The 18,891-nt window shown below is 41.0% G+C and carries 15 protein-coding genes; 9 read left to right on the plus strand and 6 right to left on the minus strand.

The annotated features are described in order from the left end of the window. Window positions 1–90 precede the first annotated feature (90 nt). Together rpsA and ACQY4U_RS16380 are read right to left on the minus strand one after the other, a co-directional pair. Window positions 91–2,055, minus strand: coding sequence for a 30S ribosomal protein S1 (gene rpsA / locus ACQY4U_RS16375; protein ID WP_428330523.1), 1,965 nt, complete (start codon window positions 2,053–2,055; stop codon window positions 91–93). Between the two features lie 190 nt (window positions 2,056–2,245). Beyond that, the gene (locus ACQY4U_RS16380; protein WP_428330524.1) at window positions 2,246–2,917 is read right to left on the minus strand and encodes an ACP phosphodiesterase; all 672 of its coding nucleotides are present in this window, start codon (window positions 2,915–2,917) and stop codon (window positions 2,246–2,248) included. Between the two features lie 166 nt (window positions 2,918–3,083). On the opposite strand from ACQY4U_RS16380, the gene tyrS reads away from it, so the two are divergent. The 3 genes from tyrS to ACQY4U_RS16395 all read left to right on the plus strand — a co-directional run bounded on the left by tyrS (window position 3,084) and on the right by ACQY4U_RS16395 (window position 5,480). After that, complete coding sequence (tyrS, locus tag ACQY4U_RS16385; protein ID WP_428330525.1) at window positions 3,084–4,466, plus strand: tyrosine--tRNA ligase; 1,383 nt, start codon at window positions 3,084–3,086, stop codon at window positions 4,464–4,466. 67 nt (window positions 4,467–4,533) lie between these two features. Beyond that, window positions 4,534–5,028 (plus strand): type II RES/Xre toxin-antitoxin system antitoxin, encoded by a 495-nt coding sequence (gene parS, locus ACQY4U_RS16390; RefSeq protein ID WP_428330526.1) that lies wholly within the window; start codon window positions 4,534–4,536, stop codon window positions 5,026–5,028. Then, window positions 5,028–5,480 carry an RES family NAD+ phosphorylase gene (locus ACQY4U_RS16395; protein ID WP_428330527.1) on the plus strand — a complete coding sequence of 151 codons (453 nt, stop codon included), beginning with the start codon at window positions 5,028–5,030 and terminating at the stop codon, window positions 5,478–5,480. Before parS ends, ACQY4U_RS16395 begins: the two co-directional genes overlap by 1 nt. Before the next feature lie 71 nt (window positions 5,481–5,551). On the opposite strand, the gene ACQY4U_RS16400 is transcribed toward ACQY4U_RS16395, so the two are convergent. Continuing rightward, the gene (locus ACQY4U_RS16400) at window positions 5,552–6,232 is read right to left on the minus strand and encodes a PH domain-containing protein (RefSeq protein ID WP_428330528.1); all 681 of its coding nucleotides are present in this window, start codon (window positions 6,230–6,232) and stop codon (window positions 5,552–5,554) included. Between the two features lie 59 nt (window positions 6,233–6,291). Continuing rightward, window positions 6,292–7,269: an acyl transferase gene (locus ACQY4U_RS16405; protein WP_428330529.1), complete on the minus strand. Its 978-nt coding sequence runs from the start codon at window positions 7,267–7,269 to the stop codon at window positions 6,292–6,294. Window positions 7,270–7,445: 176 nt separating this feature from the next. Between ACQY4U_RS16405 and ACQY4U_RS16410 the strand changes: the two genes are divergently transcribed. Further along, complete coding sequence (locus tag ACQY4U_RS16410; protein WP_428330530.1) at window positions 7,446–8,123, plus strand: lipid-binding SYLF domain-containing protein; 678 nt, start codon at window positions 7,446–7,448, stop codon at window positions 8,121–8,123. 78 nt (window positions 8,124–8,201) lie between these two features. On the opposite strand, the gene ACQY4U_RS16415 is transcribed toward ACQY4U_RS16410, so the two are convergent. Together ACQY4U_RS16415 and ACQY4U_RS16420 are read right to left on the minus strand one after the other, a co-directional pair. After that, a complete protein-coding gene (locus ACQY4U_RS16415) occupies window positions 8,202–8,540 on the minus strand; it encodes a hypothetical protein (RefSeq protein ID WP_428330531.1) in 339 nt (112 codons plus the stop codon). A gap of 64 nt (window positions 8,541–8,604) precedes the next feature. Next, window positions 8,605–11,040, minus strand: coding sequence for a penicillin acylase family protein (locus tag ACQY4U_RS16420; protein WP_428330532.1), 2,436 nt, complete (start codon window positions 11,038–11,040; stop codon window positions 8,605–8,607). A gap of 139 nt (window positions 11,041–11,179) precedes the next feature. Between ACQY4U_RS16420 and ACQY4U_RS16425 the strand changes: the two genes are divergently transcribed. The 5 genes from ACQY4U_RS16425 (at window position 11,180) to ACQY4U_RS16445 (ending at window position 18,793) form a co-directional block, all read left to right on the plus strand. Beyond that, window positions 11,180–11,773: a DUF6624 domain-containing protein gene (locus ACQY4U_RS16425; RefSeq protein WP_428330533.1), complete on the plus strand. Its 594-nt coding sequence runs from the start codon at window positions 11,180–11,182 to the stop codon at window positions 11,771–11,773. Window positions 11,774–11,901: 128 nt separating this feature from the next. Further along, a complete protein-coding gene (locus tag ACQY4U_RS16430; protein ID WP_428330534.1) occupies window positions 11,902–13,758 on the plus strand; it encodes a glycoside hydrolase family 13 protein in 1,857 nt (618 codons plus the stop codon). 136 nt (window positions 13,759–13,894) lie between these two features. Beyond that, complete coding sequence (gene pgmB, locus ACQY4U_RS16435) at window positions 13,895–14,545, plus strand: beta-phosphoglucomutase (RefSeq protein ID WP_428330535.1); 651 nt, start codon at window positions 13,895–13,897, stop codon at window positions 14,543–14,545. A gap of 112 nt (window positions 14,546–14,657) precedes the next feature. Next, window positions 14,658–16,967: a glycoside hydrolase family 65 protein gene (locus tag ACQY4U_RS16440; RefSeq protein ID WP_428330536.1), complete on the plus strand. Its 2,310-nt coding sequence runs from the start codon at window positions 14,658–14,660 to the stop codon at window positions 16,965–16,967. A gap of 11 nt (window positions 16,968–16,978) precedes the next feature. Then, the gene (locus ACQY4U_RS16445; protein ID WP_428330537.1) at window positions 16,979–18,793 is read left to right on the plus strand and encodes an alpha-amylase family glycosyl hydrolase; all 1,815 of its coding nucleotides are present in this window, start codon (window positions 16,979–16,981) and stop codon (window positions 18,791–18,793) included. Window positions 18,794–18,891: the final 98 nt, after the last annotated feature.

The raw sequence follows: 18,891 nt of genomic DNA on the forward strand, positions 1-18,891 counted from the left end.
AATATACAATCCCGAAGATAGGAAAGCATCGGGCATAAAAAAGCCCTGTGTTTTGCAACACAGGGCTTAAAGGATAATTTTATTTAAAGCTTATTGTGCTTCTTCTTCAGATTCTGGTTTCTTAGTAGCTTTACGGGCTTTGCTTTCAGCGCCTTCCATTTGCTCCTTAAGTTGAGCTAAAACGCTCAGGTCACCTAAAGTTGATTTTTCAACAGATTCTTTAACTTTCTTCACTGCATTGCTGGCAGATTTTGCTTCTTTTTTACGAGACTCAAATTCCTGTACTCTTTGCTCTGCACGGGCTTCTTCCCAAATGCGTGAGTGAGAGATAACAATACGTTTGTTTTCTTTGTTAAATTCAATGATCTTAAATTCAGCTACTTCATCAGCTTTTACGCTCTTGCCGTCTTCTTTAACCAGGTGTTTGGTTGGCGCAAAGCCTTCAACACCGTAAGGTAAAGCAACAATTGCACCTTTTTCAGTTACTTTTAACACAGTACCTTCATGTATTGAATCAATAGTGAAGATGGTTTCAAAAGTATCCCAAGGGTTTTCTTCAAGCTGTTTGTGGCCTAAACTTAATTTACGGTTCTCAACATCAAGCTCAAGTACAATCACGTCTAATTTTTCACCAACTTTAGTGAATTCATTAGGGTGATTAACTTTCTTAGACCATGAAAGGTCAGAGATGTGGATCAATCCGTCAATACCGTCTTCAAGTTCAACAAACACACCAAAGTTGGTCATGTTTTTAACTGTAGCAATGTGCTGAGTACCAACTGCGTAGCGCTCAGCAGCATTTTGCCATGGATCAGGAGTTAATTGCTTAATACCTAATGACATTTTGCGTTCGTCGCGGTCAAGTGTTAACACTTGTGCTTCAACTTCGTCGCTAACTTTCAGGAATTCCTGAGGGTTACGTAAGTTTTGTGACCATGACATTTCTGATACGTGGATCAAACCTTCAACACCAGGGATGATTTCAAGGAATGCTCCGTAATCAGCCACGGTAACAATTTTACCTTTAACCTTTGAACCAACCTGAATATCTTCAGAAAGGCTTTGCCAAGGGTGTGGAGTTAATTGTTTTAAGCCTAAAGCGATACGTTTTTTCTCATCATCAAAATCAAGCACAACAACGTTGATCTTTTGATCCAATGATAAAACTTCACGTGGATGCTCAATACGGCCCCATGAAATATCAGTAATGTGTAATAAACCGTCAACACCACCAAGGTCAATAAATACACCAAAGTCAGTAATGTTTTTAACGGTACCTTCAAGTACCTGTCCTTTTTCAAGGCGGGCAACAATCTCGGTTTTTTGGTTTTCTAAATCGTCTTCAATCAGCACTTTGTGCGATACCACTACGTTCTTAAACTCGTGGTTGATCTTAACAACTTTGAACTCCATTGTTTTGCCCACATAAACGTCATAATCCCTGATAGGTTTAATGTCGATCTGTGAACCTGGTAAAAAGGCTTCAACGCCCATTATATCTACAATCAAACCACCCTTAGTTCTGCTCTTAACAAAACCAGTGATGATTTCATCATTGTCTAATGCAGAATTAATACGCTCCCATGATTTTTGAGTTTTTGCGCGTTTACGTGAAAGTACTAACTGACCGTTAGCATCTTCTTGTGACTCAACAAATACTTCAACTGTATCACCGATCTTCAAATCAGGTGTATCACGGAATTCAGATACTGATACCAAACCGTCAGATTTAAATCCGATGTTTAATACCACATCTTTGTTGTTAACATTTACAACTGTACCAGTGATAATTTCGCCTTTGGTGATTGAACTGAAAGTCCCATCATACATTTTCTCTAATTTCTCACGGTCGCTATCGCTGTAATTGCCAAATTTTTTCTCATCAGCATCCCAATCGAAATCTTCGTGTGCTGCTGTGATCTTAGATTTGATCTCCTCGATAGAGATAGAATCAGCTTCTGATTCAATAGTTTCTTTTTCTTCAGTTGCTGTAACTACATCGAGTTCAGCTTCTTTAGCTTTAAGTTCTTTTTCTGCTTCCTGTTTTTTTGCCATTAAATAAATTTTCTCCTTTTCCCAATTTGTTAATTGGGACTGCAAAGGTAGGGATATAATTTTATTCTGAAAAAAATATTTTAATGTTAAAATAGCTTATTTGCTTGATTTTGAACAGAAAAGCAAATGTTTAGGTAATAATCACAGGCAATGGCTGCATTTTATGACTATTGTATGCATTGATTAATGCTCAGGCTGCTGTTAGTTTTGCACCTATCTCATTAAATATCACCATAAAGTCATCCAAAATACTTAGCCTGTAGGCAAATACAATTTCGGTTATCATGGCCTCATTTTCGGCAGTGAAGGGATCTTTCCATACCCGCATACAGATCCTTTTTAAGGCGTACGCAATTTCTTTGGTGTTTGAATAGCTGTACAGGTACCTGCTTTTTTTAAAATCTTCGTAAAACTTAAAGAAAATGGTGGTGTCTTTTAAACCTGCAAAGGTCAAAAATTCGTTCACGGTATCCTTTTGGCAGCCATCCAAATGATCGTAGAAACCATCAGCCGTAACTTTTTGTGTGGTGAGCAGCAGGTTATCCAATATCAGCTCGATAGCAATATGCCCCAGAAAGAAGGGCTTGACAGGCGAGCCTACCATTGCGGGCAATAATTGTTTTTTCAGCAGGTGCGAGTGCTCAATAAAAAATCCTGACGAATGAAAATAGCGGTCAACTTCCAGGTGTTTGTTCCAACCGGTGATAATGGCATTTACATCGGGGTTATGGTGTTGCAGTTTTTCGGGATGCAGGATAATGGTTTTATCAGCATTTTTTAAAAGATCGGGTAATATGGTACCTAATATAAGGTAACAATTATCAGAGTCCCGGTCGAAATAAAAATGAGATAAAAAATTCATAGTAGCGCCTTTACAATATCCTCGTCACCCCAAAATACAAATAATTATGTTACAACGCTGATATTTTAAAACATAATTAAGCTTAGTAGGGGCATCACATCAGCATTCAGCGGCTTGCGCAGTAAATTATTCTGCTATATTTGCCGTTTTTGAAACGCAATATACGATGAACTTTGTTGAAGAATTACGCTGGCGCGGCATGCTGCATGATATTATGCCCGGTACTGAAGACCTTTTAAATAAAGGGATGGTTTCTGGTTATATAGGTTTTGATCCTACTGCCGATTCGTTGCATGTAGGCAGCCTGGCTCAGATAATGACCATGATACACTTTCAAAGGGCAGGGCATAAGCCATTTGCGCTGGTTGGCGGGGCAACAGGTATGGTTGGTGACCCGTCTGGTAAATCGGCCGAACGTAATTTATTGTCGGAGGAGGTGTTACAACATAATCTTCAAGGCATAAAAAGTCAGCTCGAAAAATTTATGGACTTTGATTGTGGCGCCAACAGTGCCCAAATGGTAAATAATTACGATTGGTTTAAGGATTTTACTTTTCTTGATTTTATCCGGGAGGTAGGCAAGCACATCACCGTTAATTACATGATGGCTAAAGATTCGGTTAAAAAACGACTGGATGGCGAAACTGGGATGTCGTTTACTGAATTTACTTACCAGTTAGTACAAGGCTATGATTTTTACTATTTGTGGAAAAATCATAACTGTATTTTACAGATGGGAGGGTCAGACCAATGGGGAAACATTGTTACTGGTACAGAGTTGGTTCGCCGTAAAGGTGCCGGTGAGGCTTTTGCCTTAACTACCCAACTCATTAAAAAAAGTGATGGTACCAAGTTTGGTAAAACCGAAGGCGGTAACATTTGGCTTGATGCCGAAAAAACATCGCCTTATAAATTTTACCAGTTTTGGTTAAATACCAGCGATGAGGATGCCAGGGCATACATCCGCATATTTACGTTATTTGAAAAAGAAGTAATTGAAAGCCTGGAGGCCGAGCAAAATGCTGCCCCGCATTTAAGGGTTTTACAAAAAGCATTGGCTAAAGATATTACTATCAGGGTGCATGGCGAGGCGGCGTTAAAATTAATTGAAATTACAGTTGATTTTACCTTTAGTAATAAATTTCAATGGGAAGATTTATTTAATTACTCAGAGAAAGAATTTTTGTTAATTTTTCAAAGTACGACGACATTTTTTATCGCATCGCACTCTTTCATCAATGTCATTGTGGAAGATAATATTTTAAATTTTCTTGCAGAAATAAGAAGGTTTGATGAAGATGGAAACTCAAAAGGTTTATTCGAGTCAAAAACAGAAGCAAAAAAACTTATTTTAAATGGAGGGGTTTATATTAATAAGTCTAAGGTATTAATAGATCAAAGATTTTCGGATTTTAAGCCATTTGAAAAAAATAATAATAAATATTTTTTTGTACAAAAAGGAAAGAAAAATTCAGCATTAGTTGTTCTTTGTGATAATGTGTCGCTTGAAATGAACAGGCTGAAAAGTATTTTAGAGTTACAAGATTAAAAAAATTATTTTTTAATTATTGCTGAATAATTTCCGAATACGACAAAAAGTAATTATTTTTGACTTAATGTCGTACGAGGAAAAACATATTAAAGCAAGTGAGGTTAATGAACCAATGGTAGCTTACGTTACAGGTGGTTCATTAACCCCATTTTATAACTTATTGGGCGGGTCAAAATCAGTAAAACTCTCTAATGATTTTGATATTATCAACCTTGCCCGCAAGGGTTTCCCAAAGCGGGTTTTACTTACTCTTGCAAAAAAAATATCTTTAAACATCCAGGAGTTAGCCAACATCCTGCACATCTCTGAACGTACTTTACAGCGTTATGATGATGATGCAATTATAAAAACTGAATACGCCGAAAAAGCTGTTGAGCTCGCCCGCCTTTATACCCGTGGCGAAGAAGTATTTGGTTCAATGGATAAGTTTAAGCTCTGGATAAAAACATCAAGCCATATTTTTAAGGGGGAAGCCCCGGTTTCTATCCTGGATACTTCAGCAGGTTTTGATATGGTTTTTAAAGAGCTTGGCCGTATTGAGCATGGTATTTTTGCCTGATGATACTTTACCGTATTGTTAAGTGCAGCTATGCCAATGACCTGAGTGGTACAGGTGCGCGCCTTTATGGTGGCCGCTGGAACAGTGAAGGTAAACCAGCCTTATACCTGGCTTCCTCATGTGCTTTGGCAGTTTTAGAGGTATTGGTACATTTACCACCCTTATTGATCCCCAATGATTATTGCCTGGTTGAAATTGAAGTGCCTGGCGACAGTATCACCACTATAGCCCTTGAACATCTGCCGCCCAACTGGCAGGATATATCGCCACCCGTAGCATTAAAATACATTGGCGATGCTTTTTTAAAACAGAAGGATCATTTATTGATGAAAGTTCCCTCCACTATTGTGCCGATGGAATATAATTACCTGCTTAACGTGCAGCACAAAGCAACAAAAAAAGTAAAAGTGTTAAAGACGCAGCCCTTTAATTTTGATGAGCGGCTGGTGTAGTTTAGTCTTTTTTTAATTGGTCATTAAGTCATTTAATGAGCGCATCAAACAACTTAACAACCAACGATTCTTTATAAATCACTTAACAGATCCAGTTTCTTGTTATTATATTCTTCCTGCGAGATCAGGCCGTTATCAAACAGCATTCGTAATTTTTTTAGTTTTTCGGTAAGTTCATCAGGCTTTGGTGCTTCGTGAACTATAGGGGCTGGTGCAGGAGCTGGTTCCGGAATATGAACAGGTTCTGACTCAGGCGTAGCTACAACAGGGGTTACCGGTTGCTGTGACGACATGCGGGCTGCATTCTCAAACTGTATAGCGCCTGATTCTGCACGTTTTTCTTCTAAATCGCGTAAGCGGCGTGCTTCACGTTCAGATTCTTTACGTTCCTGTGCATACTGGTATAGTTTGCGAGCCTGTATCTTTGGTAGATAATCAACGCCCATCTCGGCACCATTAGTTGTTTTTACGCTGAATATGGCCCCAATAATTTCTTCTTTGGTGTAAACATCAATAATATCTTTCCAAACAAAATCAATAAACTTTATGGTTAAGCCAAGGTTGGCAGGCGTAAAAAACAAGATCCTTTTGTTGGTAAGCGCAACACAATCAGGAAACAGGTTCACTATCGGTTTTTTTTGAACCGCTATGTATAATATTTCTTCGCCAGTAGTAAGCAGATCTGCCAAACGCAGGTATATTTTTTCAACAGCCTTTGGGTCCTGTTCTTCGTTCAAAAATTTCTCGATCATGATATTGCGTTGTATAACAGTGCAAAAATAATAATATTATGTTAGTAGCAAGTTAAGTTTTAAGCGATCAGCAAATTACAGCCTCTTATATCCGAATTATCAAAGCGGCCTAACACCTCGAATGACCTGTCCGCATAAACCTTGCCCAAATCCTGTGTAGCAATAAATGAGCACGAGTTTATATTTGCCAGATCTATCACGTTTATTCCGCCTGCTTTTTCATCTTTAATCATACTCATCGGGTCGTTAGTATCGCGGGTTATGATCTTCATCCAGGGCGGGCAATAAAATATCCCATTGCCGTTTGAATAAGCCTGTGATAACAGCTCCGTCATCCCATATTCCGAATGTATAGCATCAACCCCAAAACCTTTACAAAGCTGTTCATGTAACTCCTCGCGGATCATTTCTTTTCTCCGTCCCTTCATTCCCCCGGTTTCCATCACAATCAGTTCCGGGAAATTTATCTGGTAGTTATCAGTTAAATCCAGCAATGCAAAAGTTACGCCTATTAACAACGTAGGTTTTTGGCCTTCCTGCTGCTTTTTTAATTGGGTATAAAGCTTATCATGGTCGTACAAAAAAAAGCCGCTATCAGGGTTATTTGATTGTTTGATCAGGTCGTCGGCCATGTAAATCAGTGATGAACCTTCGCGCTCCAGGTAAGAGGGGAGCAGTGCAAGCACCGTGTAGTTTTTTATATCGCCGTAAAATAGCTCAAACGCTTTCCGAAAGCTTTCGGTATACCAGCTTTTATCGGTAACAAAATGGCTGCTGGTAGTTATCCCGGTAGTGCCCGAGCTGGTAAAAGTAACCTCGGCAGGGGCACTGGAACTTAATACCCGGTGCGATTTAAAGAACTCTATAGGTAAAAATGGAATTTGCTGTATGGTTTTGATATTTGCCGGGTCGATATGCAGGCCGGCAATAAAATCATGGTAAACAGGGCAGCTTTTTGCCTGGTGCTTAAACACCTTTAAGGCAACATCATGAAATTGCTGCTCATTATTTATGGTGAATACCTGGTGCTTGTTCATTAATTACAAAGATAGGAGCAGAAGCTACAGAATTAAATAATTAACAGAATTTAGATAGCGATATAAGGTAAACCTAAGGTTCTTTTTATTAAATATTACTAAAAAAATACAAACAAGGTATTGTTTTTAGGGTTGTTAAATTGACATTTATATTTTTTAATTAACACAACAATCCTATGAAAACACTAAAATTTATGATGCTCCCTGTAATGATGAGCCTCTTTTTTATCCTGGTATCTGCCACTACGGAGGACGGGAGCAAACAAACAGAAAAACTACACAGCGCATCAAACGTGCTGAAGGATTTCGGCAAGATGAAAGAAAGTATCCCGCATGATCTGTTAGAAGGCTGCCAGGGAATAGTAATTATTCCTAAGCTTATAAACGCTGGTTTTGGTATTGGTGGTAAACGCGGTAAAGGTATTGCAATGGTAAAGCTGGAAAACGGCAAATGGAGTGATCCTGTTTTTGTTACCATGACTGGCGGTAGCTTCGGTTTGCAGATTGGTGTACAATCAGTTGATCTGGTTTTGGTTTTCCGCCACAAAGGTGTGCTTACCAAAGTTAAAAACGGCGACTTTACCATTGGTGGTGATGCAGCAGCAGCGGCCGGTCCGGTTGGTAGAAGCGCATCAGCTAATACCGATTATAAGTTAGAGGCCGAAGTTTATTCATATTCACGCAGCCGTGGTTTATTTGCCGGTATTACTATAAACGGATCAAACCTTGCTATTGATAAGAGTGCTAACGCTGCTTATTATGGCCCGGCCATGAGCTCGCACGATATATTTGAAACTTCTAAAAGCAATACAGTAGCGGTTAAGGAAGTAAAAGAAAGCCTAAGGGCATTGTAAGTAAATTCAGCTAATAAAATAAAAATGTCCCGGTAGTTGTACCGGGACATTTTTTATTGGGGTAAACCCGAATATAAGCTACGAAGCTTTAAAAGCCCTGCGAAGTAAAACGCCCGAAAGGGCTGCCATCCCGCCAATAACTCCGCCGATAATTGCAGTAATTAAAAGCAATAATATCCAGTTTGGTAGTTGAAACAGGGTAGCTACTTTTTTAGCCAGCATGTGGTCATTCGGGATGCTTTTAAATAGTGCAAGCACTGTCCACCCAATAAATACGGCGCTAAAGCCCGACAAAAATGATTGTCCGGATGTTTTGCCAATAATAAATGCTGATAAAAATGCAGCAATAGCCACTACCCACCAGGGTAAAAAATATCCGCTTGCAAACGATAGGATAAGGATGATCAGGAAAAGCATACGCCCTCCTTTAATTTCTTAGCGATAGCTGTTAATAAGGTTTTATATAAAGTCATTTTGATGATCAATTAGTTAGCGTTAAAGTTGTTTTTACCCTGTTTGAGTTTTCTGCTGCCGAGTTTAAAAACAGCATTTCGTTCAGTTTACCATCTTTCCAGGTCTGGAACATATCGCGATAATAAAAACTGCCCGGGTTGCCTGATTCCCCGCCAGGGAAAATACCATAACCTTTTACAGTTGGCCCCATTTGTACCACCATTCGCCATGATGGGCCGTCATTTTCGCGGAGCGCATTAATTACGCCACCACGGCCACCGGCAGCAAAGTTGCCAGTGCCAAAGCCCTGCAGGTTAGCTAAGTGGTTAATATAAGTTTCCTTTACCTGTCCCCATTGCCATTTTTGGCCGGGCTGTCCATGTTTGCGTGTTAAATCATCTACAGCATTATAAAACGCATGGTTAACTATATCCGTTGCAGTTTCTTTTACCGGGGTATAAGTATTGTCATACCATTTAGAGGCAGGTTCGGTCAGCAGTAATTTTTCGGTACGATCGTAAGATGGGTATTTAAGGTAGATACCTTTAACCTTAAACTTATCGTCCCAAACTAATTTATAAAAATTATACCACCAGCTATCAAAAATACTGGCTCCTATGGAGTTGGCATCGTAGTGCTTATCCCATTTTTTAATAAGGTTAAATGCCTTCAGCTGCGTTTCGTCCATTTTTGAAGGATCAAGATATTTAAGCAGGGTAGGCAAAACATCCTGCGCCAAAATGCTGTAATTATCGCTTTGCATAATGCGCATGCTATCAACAGTTGCTTTTTGCATTACGCTTAGCCTGTCGTTTATGCGTTTACCTCTATAATATTGCTCATAGCGCCAGTTAATGTAATAGGGGTAAGTAGGATCAGTTGATGACTGATTAGCCGAACTTACAAAACCACGCGGCGGATTTTTAACCGTTGGGTTTTGTCCGGCGGGGATCCACCCATGCCAATCATTAGCGGTATCGCTGCCATCTAATATATATTTACCCTGTTCCTTATATTTGAGCGGGAACTTACCGTTAGGGGTAATGGCTATATCCTTATCATTACTTGCAAAAATAAAGTTTTGCGCAGGCGCGGTAAAGTGGGTAAGTGCATTGCGGTAATCGGCATAGTTTTTACTTCGGTTAAGCAGGTAAAAACAATATATATCGTTCGACTCATCGTGCGCTATCCATCGTAAAGCATCCCCAACCGGAATGTTCTCTATACCGCTCTTTGGTTTTTTACCGATGGTTTCATAAACTACCGGGCCGTGGTGGGTATAAAGTACCGTATCGCTGATTGATTTTTGGCCGCGGATGTTGATTACCTCAATGCGTTTTTTTACTTTGTTCCATTGGTTATTGTACCAGTATTCGCTTTTGGTGTTATCCTTAAATTTAACCTGGTACCAGTTCAGTACATCCGCATCAACATTGGTAACGCCCCAGCTTACTTTTTGGTTGTAGCCTATAATAATACACGGTGCACCTGGTAGCGATACCCCGTTTACATTTACCGTTGGCGATGACAGTTGCATTTGGTACCAGATAGAGGGGAAAGTTAAATTAAGGTGCGGATCATTGGCTAAAATAGGATAGCCGGATGCCGACTTGCTGCCGCTGATGGCCCAGTTATTACTGCCGATACCCGGTTTAATTTCTTTTGTCTGTATGTTCTCGGTCATCTGTGCCAGGTAACTGGCAGATGGTTTGGGGATGGGCAGCGGTTTGAAATCCCATTTGGTACCAACCGGGATAATTGGCGACTCGTTAAACGGATAGTCAGGAAAAAGGTCATTTACATCTTTAGCACCAAACTGCTTTAAATTATTGGTCATGGCAAACTGGTCAGATCCGCCCGCTAAAGTTTCGGACATTAGCTTTAGCAGAAAAATACAGTTTATCGGTTTCCAGTCCTCAGGCGCATAATCCAGCAGTTTAAATTCCAGGGGGTAATCCTTTGGTGCAAGCTGGTGTATATAGGTATTAACACCATCGGTATAAGCATTGGCCATTAAAGCAGTTGCCGGGTTTGCCATCATACCTTTTAAACCTTTTTCGGCACCGTAAACCATCCCCATGCGGCGATGGTAGCGGTCAATATCTAAAGCTTTAGGGCCTATGATCTCGGCTAACCTGCCCGATGCGCTGCGGGTTTGAATATCCATTTGCCACAGGCGGTCGCGGGCGGTAATATATCCCTGAGCATAGTAAAGATCATGGTCGTTCTCGGCAAAAATATGCGGAATCCTGTTCTCATCATACTTAACGGTAACCTTGCCAATTAAGCCGCTAAGCTTTAAATGCTCGGCCGGCAGTATGTTTTTACTTTCGGCATTTTGCCAAAAACCGGTAGATGGGTTAAGAAATACACCAATAGCGGGTATGTCGCCAAATTTTGTTTCTAAAGCCCAGATCATTACAATAGTAATGGCTAAAGAAAAGAAAGCTTTAACAAACTTCATTTCGGGGTATAATTTTTAAGGCAAGATAAGCAAAAGGGATTTAAGTATAAATTATATTCGGTTGATATAAATAATATAATCAAACTAAATCATGCAGCCTTTCTAATCTGAAAACTATATCTTTAGTTTTTATACCGATATGAAACCACAATTGATAATAGCACTCATTTTTTTAGGCTTTAGTTATACGCTTTCGGCCCAATCAATTAAAAAGGATACCGTATTAATGCGCAGGCTTGATACCATGTTTAAGTATGATCAGTTTTGGCGCAAAGAGTATGCTAAGGTGATGAGAAAAGAAAAATCAGCCTATGATGAAGACAGCGTTCAAAAAAACTGGGCAACAGCCGATAGTTTAAATGAGATAGAGGCCAAAAAAATCCTTAAAGCATATGGCTACCCGGGGTACGATTTGGTTAATGAAAAGGGGAGTGAACAGTTTTGGGCCATAGCACAGCATTGTGATGATGATGTGGCTTTTCAGGATCGGGTGCTTAAGCTGATGAAAGTGCAGGTAGCAAAAAATAATGCCAATAAAGAGAACTACGCTTTACTGGTTGATAGGGTGTTGGTAAACAAACATCAAAAGCAAATTTACGGTACGCAGGTACACGTTGACCCAAAAACGCATAAGGCAACGCCGCTGCCTTTAAAATATCCCAAATCAGTCAATAAACTGCGCAGGCAGGTGGGGATGGAACCGCTTGAAAAGTACCTGAAAAGTTTTGAGTAGACAGCTTGTTCTATCCGTTCAACTAATATTTCAAATTTTCATACAACAAATCATTTTTATTTTAAATTTGAAACGCGGTTTGTTAGAAGAGCATTACGCCGCCCAATTATATTCCGGACAATCCTGATATGAAAAAAACTTTATTTTTAACAGCCTGCTGCCTTGTTTGGGCATTGGGTTTATGGGCACAAATACCTGCCCTGGAGCGCGTAGAACCCATGTTTTGGTGGGTTGGTATGCATAATCCCGACCTGCAACTGATAGTGCATGGCGACAATATTGCAGCACGCAAAGTGGAGCTGAGCTACCCCGGTGTGAAGCTGGTTGCGGTGCATAAGGTTGAAAATCCTAACTATTTATTCATCGATCTGCGCATTTTATCAGGCACAGTACCGGGAACGTTCCCGATAAAATTTACTAAAGCTGGCGAAAAGCCATTATTATATAGTTATGAACTAAAGCAGCGCGACCAATCAGCAGGCCGCGCGCAGGGTGTAACCAATAAGGATCTGATCTACCTGATAATGCCCGACAGGTTCTCGAACGGTGACCCGGCTAATGACTCGTTTACAAACCTGCGTGAGAAAGGTGTACACCGCGACTCTATTTTCAGCCGTCATGGCGGCGATTTGCAAGGGATAATGAACCATTTGGATTACCTGAAAGATTTAGGCGTTACAGCCATTTGGCTAACCCCCGAAATTGAGAACGATGAGCCGCATGCATCGTACCATGGTTATGCCGTAACCGATTATTATAAGATAGACCCGCGGTACGGTACCAATGAGCTTTATAAAAAGTTTGTTGAAAAATGTCATAGCATGGGCCTTAAGGTTATTAAGGACCTGGTACATAACCACGCAGGAACCGAAGGTTATACCATTAGCGATATGCCGATGAAAGATTGGGTGCACCAGTGGCCAACTTATACCAAATCAAACTTCCGCGATATGGCGGTGATGGATCCGCATGCTTCACCGGCCGACCGCAAGCAAATGCTGGATGGCTGGTTTGACCACCGCATGGCCGATATGAATGAGAACAACCCTTATGTTCAGAATTTTTTAACCCAAAACCATATCTGGTGGGTAGAATATACCGGCCTCGATGGTTTTCGTTTGGATACCTATCCATATAACGACCCGGAATATATGGCTAAATGGGCTACCGATGTAAAGGCCCAGTTTCCGCATTTTTCCATATTTGGCGAAACGCTGGTATGGTCGGCAGCAGATCAGGCTTATTTTACGCAGGGCAATACCGTTAACCGTGGCTTTGATACCCAGTTACCCGGTGTAACCGATGGTGTGGTAAAAGATGCCATTTACGAAGCACTGAATGGTAACGAAGGCTGGACCGACGGCGTAAATCGTTTATATGCCGTTTTAGCGCAGGATTTTTTATACCAGGATGCTACCCGCAACACCATATTTTTAGATAACCATGATATGAGCCGCATCCTATCGGTGGTGGGCGAAAATATCAGCAAATATAAATCGGCTATGGCTATGCTGCTTACCCTGCGTGGTGTGCCGCAAATGTATTATGGCGATGAGATATTGATGAAGAATTTCTCAAACCCTGATGGTTTGGTCCGCGCTGATTTCCCGGGTGGATGGGATGGCGATAAAAGCAACAAGTTTGTTGTCGCAGGCCGTAACCCTGCCGAAAACGATGCATTTGATTATGTGCGCAAACTGGCTAACTACCGTAAAAATACTACCGCTTTACAAACCGGTAAAATGATGCAGTTCATCCCGGAAAACGGGGTTTACGTGTACTTTAGGTATGATGATCATAAAACAGTGATGGTAGTGTATAACAGCCGCGATAATGATCAAACCATATCAACAAGTCGTTATTTTGAGCGGATAAAAAATGCTAAAACAGCCAAAAACGTAATTACAGACGAAGTGATCGACCTGTCGAAATTAACCGTTGGCAATAAATCAACATTAGTTTTGGAGTTGGTTGATAATCAATAAGAAATATTCAATTTTAGGATTTAATAATTAAAGCACAATATTTGGATGATTAATTAGGGAATTATTAAAAATGATAGCCACAGGGCAATTTATAATCAACTAAGCCCTAATTAATTAAATTTGCGATACGAAAAAAATGAGTACTATAAAAGCCTGTATTTTTGATCTGGACGGTGTTATTGTTGATACCGCTGTTTACCACTATAAAGCCTGGAAACGTTTGGCTAACGAGTTAGGGTTTGATTTTACCGAAGAGGATAACGAAAAGCTAAAAGGCGTGAGCCGTGTGCGATCGCTCGAAATTATATTAGCGATAGGCGGGGTTACCAAAACACCTGCCGAACAGGCCGAGTTAGCAGCCCGCAAAAACGAATGGTATGTTGATATGATAAGCCACATGACACCTGCCGAAATTTTGCCCGGCGCCAAAGCATTTTTAGAAACCTGCCGTGCAGAAGGTATTAAAACAGCTTTAGGATCGGCCAGTAAAAACTCTATGACCATTTTGAACAAAATTGGCCTGGCACATTTATTTGATGCCATTGTTGATGGTAACCATGTGAGCAAAGCAAAACCAGATCCGGAAGTGTTTTTAAAAGGGGCGCAAGCCGTTGGCGTAACACCAGCCGAATGTGTAGTATTTGAAGATGCCATTGCGGGTGTACAGGCAGCAATAAACGGTGGTATGAAGGTAGTGGGCATAGGTTTGCCAAGCGTATTGGCTGAAGCTAATATTGTGGTTAGCGGGCTGGATAAAATTACTTTAGCAGAAATAGAAAAGTTATAGCCAAACCTATCCTCTATATAGAAGGAAAACTAAAAGTAGCTATAAACCCTCTCCTTTGGAGAGGGCAGGGTGAGGCAAAATATAAGATACTGATACATTATTACAATAGAGAATGAAGGACTACATTGAAGTTGATGAGTGGAAGATAATAGAAGAGGGCTTTAATCCGCATCACAATAAAATATCCGAAAGTATTTTTAGTTTGGGCAATGGCCGCATGGGTCAGCGTGCAAACTTTGAAGAAGCCTACAGCGGCGAAACTTTGCAGGGTAACTATATTGCCGGTGTTTATTATCCTGATAAAACCCGCGTTGGCTGGTGGAAAAATGGTTATCCCGAATATTTTGCCAAAGTATTGAATGCCGCAAACTGGGTGGGTATTGATATTTTAATTGATGGCGAACAGCTCGACCTGGCTAAATGCACCGTAAGCAAATTCCGCCGAGAGCTGAATATGAAGGATGGCTATTTGAAAAGAAACTTCAGCGCTACAACTGCCAGTGGTAAAATTATTGAGGTAGAGGCTATCCGCTTTTGCAGCATTGCCGAGGATGAATCGGGCGCTATAAAATATACCATCACACCACAAAACTTCAGTGGCCTGCTAACCATTACACCCTTTATTGATGGCGATGTAGTTAACAAGGACTCCAACTACGACGAAAAATTTTGGGACGAAGTAAAAAAGGAAACCTGGGCAACTGGCGGTTACCTGCAAATGCGAACCAAAAAAACCGGTTTTGAAGTTGCAACAGGCATGGAGATCAGCTTTGTACAAAATGACGAAGTTATCAGTCCCGTACTGAAACCGGTAGAAAAAGAAAAATACATTGCTGCCCAAACAGAGGTGCAGGTAAAAGAGGGGCAAAGCACAACCATTATAAAATATGCGGCTAACCTATCTTCACAAAATTATGATGCTGCCCAGCTGGCGGTTAAAGTAAAAGAAACTTTATCCCGCATCAGCAAAAAAGGTTTTGAAGCCTTACTTGCCGAACAAGCCGAAGCATGGGCGGCCAAATGGAAACTAAACGATATTATTATTGAGGGCGATGCCTCTGCGCAGCAGGCTATCCGCTTTAATATTTTTCAGCTTAACCAAACCTACACAGGTGAGGATGACCGCCTGAACATTGGCCCTAAAGGATTTACCGGCGAAAAATACGGCGGCTCAACCTATTGGGATACCGAGGCTTATTGTGTGCCATTTTATCTTTCAACAGCCGATCAGAAAGTTACCCGCAACCTGTTGCTATACCGTTACAAGCAATTAGGCAAGGCCATTGATAATGCAAAAATGCTTGGTTTTAAAAATGGTGCTGCCTTATATCCAATGGTGACTATGGATGGTACCGAATGCCATAATGAGTGGGAGATCACTTTCGAAGAGATCCATCGTAACGGCGCTATTGCTTACGCTATATTTAATTACGTACGCTATACTGCCGATGAGGCTTACCTGGCCGATTATGGCCTGGAGGTACTGATAGCTATATCCCGTTTCTGGTCGCAAAGGGTTAATTGGTCTGCCGATAAACAGCAATATGTGATGTTAGGTGTAACCGGGCCAAACGAATACGAAAATAACATCAACAATAACTGGTATACCAGTACACTGGCTACCTGGTGCATGAAATATACAAAAGAGGTTATTGAAAAGGTAAAAGCAGCCGAACCTGAAAAATATGCAGCATTAGCCTCAAAGATCAGCTTTAACGAAGCCGAAGAAACTGCAAAGTTCAGCCACATAATTGAAAACATGTATTACCCTTATGATGCACAGCAGCAGGTGTTTTTACAGCAGGATGGTTACTTAGATAAAGAACAGATCCTGGTTAAGGACTTGCCGGCAGAAGATCGCCCTATTAATCAAAAATGGAGCTGGGACAGGATCTTACGGTCGTGCTACATCAAGCAGGCTGATGTTTTACAGGGCATCTACTTTTTTGAGGATGATTACGATTTGGATACCATTCGCCGTAATTTTGATTTTTATGAGCCGCGCACGGTTCATGAATCATCATTATCACCTTGTGTGCATTCTATTTTAGCAGCCAAATTAGGCGATGAAGCCCGTGCCTATGAGTTTTATCTGCGCACAGCCCGTTTGGATTTAGACGATTATAATAACGATACCGAGGATGGCTGCCACATTACCTCAATGGCAGGCACATGGATGGCCGTTGTTGAAGGCTTCGGCGGTATGCGCGTAAGGGATGGTAAATTATCATTCAAACCATTTTTACCAGGTAAATGGAGCTCATTCTCGTTCCATATTAATTTCCGTGGTTCGGTGTTCAATATAAAAGTGAGCAAAGGCGGCGTGCAAATTAAAAACCTGTCGGGTATTGAAACCACCGTTTTGGTTTACGATAAAGAGCAGTTGGTAAAAGCCAATGATGAGTTACTGGTTGAAGCATAACAGCAAAAAGCATGTTTAAAAAGCGGATAATGGCTGTTTTTGGGATGCTGTTAGTAGCATCCGGCGCATTTTCGCAGGTAAAACATCCGGTTAAAAACAAAAAAATGGAACAAACTTCGGCCGATACCAAACTGATCATATACCAGCTATTGCCCCGTTTATTTGGCAACACCAAAACATTAAATAAGCCAAACGGCTCAATTGATGAAAACGGAGCAGGTAAGTTTAACGATATTACCGATAAGGCTTTACAGGAAATAAAAAACATGGGTTTTACCCATGTTTGGTTTACCGGGGTTATTGAGCATGCTACCATGACTGATTACTCGGCCTTTGGCATAAAAGCGGATGATCCGGATATTGTGAAGGGCCGGGCAGGTTCGCCCTATGCCATTAAGGATTATTACGATACTGACCCCGACCTTGCTGTTGATGTAAAGAACCGCATGGGCGAGTATGAGGCGCTGATAAAGCGTACCCATGCCAATGGCCTTAAAGTGATTATGGATTGCATACCTAACCATGTTGCGCGTACCTATGCATCAGATGTGAAACCCGCAGGTGTACATGATTTTGGGCAGGATGATGACAAGACCAAAGCATTCGACCCTAAAAATGATTTTTATTATACCCCCGGGCAAGCATTTGTTGTACCACAAGGTTATAACCCCGGCGGTAATGAATTTACCAGCCCGCTAAAGGATGGTAAGTTTGATGAAAACCCGGCCAAGGCAACCGGAAATGATGTTTTTAGTGCCACACCATCAATAAATGATTGGTTTGAAACCATGAAGCTTAATTATGGAGTTGATTATCAAAATGGTCATTCGCTGCATTTTGATCCCATACCCCCGCTTTGGAACAAGATGTTTGACATCCTGCATTTCTGGAGCATGAAAGGCGTTGATGCCTTTCGCTGCGACATGGTGGAGATGGTGCCCATTGAGTTTTGGGGCTGGGTGATCCCTAAGTTAAAGGCCGAACACCCGGGCTTAATCTTTATCGGCGAAGCCTATAATTCGGGCTTATACAGCAAATATATTTTTACCGGCAAATTTGATTACCTGTACGATAAGGTAGGTTTGTACGATGCCATAAAACGCCTTACCCGTAACGAGGGCAATGCTACCACCTGGGATATTAACCGCGTGTGGAACCACGATTGTCAGGGAATTGACCAGCACATGCTGCGCTTTATGGAAAACCATGATGAGCAGCGTATAGCATCCAATGATTTTGCAGGCAACCCTTGGCTGGCCGTGCCGGGAATGATTGTGTCTGCAACCCTTTCAACAGGGCCGGTGATGGTTTATTCCGGGCAGGAAGTTGGCGAGCCGGCAAAAGGTACAGAAGGTTTCAGCGGCGAAGATGGCCGAACCACCATATTTGATTACTGGGGCGTGCCCGAGCATCAAAAATGGGTAAACAACGGCCAGTTTGATGGCGGGCAATTATCTGCTGATCAAAAGAGCCTGCGGAATTTTTACAGCGGTTTATTAAATACCGTACATAACAGCGAGGCCTTAAAAACTGGTAAGTTTTATGAGCTGATGATAGCTAACGAGCATCAGAATGGCTTTAACCAGCGGCTTTATATTTTTGTACGATATACTGATAATCAGCGTATATTAGTGATAACCAATTTTAACCGTAACGACAGCAATATACAGGTTAAACTACCCGATGATCTGCTTAAACAATTCAATTTAAGCGGCAAAAAGGAGTTTACTGATCTGCTTAGCGGCAAAAAATATAATACTGATGATATTGCAGCAGGCGTAAATATAACGCTCCCGCCTACAAGCGGTATGCTTTTGGAATTTTGATCAGGATTTACAGGATTTTAGAATTTTCAGAATAAGTATGCATTTAAAATTCGATCAGAATTTACAGTGCTAATTCTTTTGGAGATTCTGTTAATTCT

It is taken from the genome of Mucilaginibacter sp., assembly GCF_965277465.1.
Taxonomy (GTDB): domain Bacteria; phylum Bacteroidota; class Bacteroidia; order Sphingobacteriales; family Sphingobacteriaceae; genus Mucilaginibacter.

Excerpts from the sequence above, each read along its gene's own strand:
- ACQY4U_RS16415 (WP_428330531.1), bottom strand. The coding sequence starts at position 8,540 with ATGCTTTTCCTGATCATCCTTATCCTATCGTTTGCAAGCGGATATTTT.
- ACQY4U_RS16425 (WP_428330533.1), top strand. The coding sequence starts at position 11,180 with ATGAAACCACAATTGATAATAGCACTCATTTTTTTAGGCTTTAGTTAT.
- tyrS (WP_428330525.1), top strand. The coding sequence starts at position 3,084 with ATGAACTTTGTTGAAGAATTACGCTGGCGCGGCATGCTGCATGATATT.
- ACQY4U_RS16420 (WP_428330532.1), bottom strand. The coding sequence starts at position 11,040 with ATGAAGTTTGTTAAAGCTTTCTTTTCTTTAGCCATTACTATTGTAATG.
- rpsA (WP_428330523.1), bottom strand. The coding sequence starts at position 2,055 with ATGGCAAAAAAACAGGAAGCAGAAAAAGAACTTAAAGCTAAAGAAGCT.
- ACQY4U_RS16395 (WP_428330527.1), top strand. The coding sequence starts at position 5,028 with ATGATACTTTACCGTATTGTTAAGTGCAGCTATGCCAATGACCTGAGT.
- parS (WP_428330526.1), top strand. The coding sequence starts at position 4,534 with ATGTCGTACGAGGAAAAACATATTAAAGCAAGTGAGGTTAATGAACCA.
- ACQY4U_RS16445 (WP_428330537.1), top strand. The coding sequence starts at position 16,979 with ATGTTTAAAAAGCGGATAATGGCTGTTTTTGGGATGCTGTTAGTAGCA.
- ACQY4U_RS16440 (WP_428330536.1), top strand. The coding sequence starts at position 14,658 with ATGAAGGACTACATTGAAGTTGATGAGTGGAAGATAATAGAAGAGGGC.
- ACQY4U_RS16380 (WP_428330524.1), bottom strand. The coding sequence starts at position 2,917 with ATGAATTTTTTATCTCATTTTTATTTCGACCGGGACTCTGATAATTGT.
- ACQY4U_RS16405 (WP_428330529.1), bottom strand. The coding sequence starts at position 7,269 with ATGAACAAGCACCAGGTATTCACCATAAATAATGAGCAGCAATTTCAT.
- pgmB (WP_428330535.1), top strand. The coding sequence starts at position 13,895 with ATGAGTACTATAAAAGCCTGTATTTTTGATCTGGACGGTGTTATTGTT.
- ACQY4U_RS16400 (WP_428330528.1), bottom strand. The coding sequence starts at position 6,232 with ATGATCGAGAAATTTTTGAACGAAGAACAGGACCCAAAGGCTGTTGAA.
- ACQY4U_RS16430 (WP_428330534.1), top strand. The coding sequence starts at position 11,902 with ATGAAAAAAACTTTATTTTTAACAGCCTGCTGCCTTGTTTGGGCATTG.
- ACQY4U_RS16410 (WP_428330530.1), top strand. The coding sequence starts at position 7,446 with ATGAAAACACTAAAATTTATGATGCTCCCTGTAATGATGAGCCTCTTT.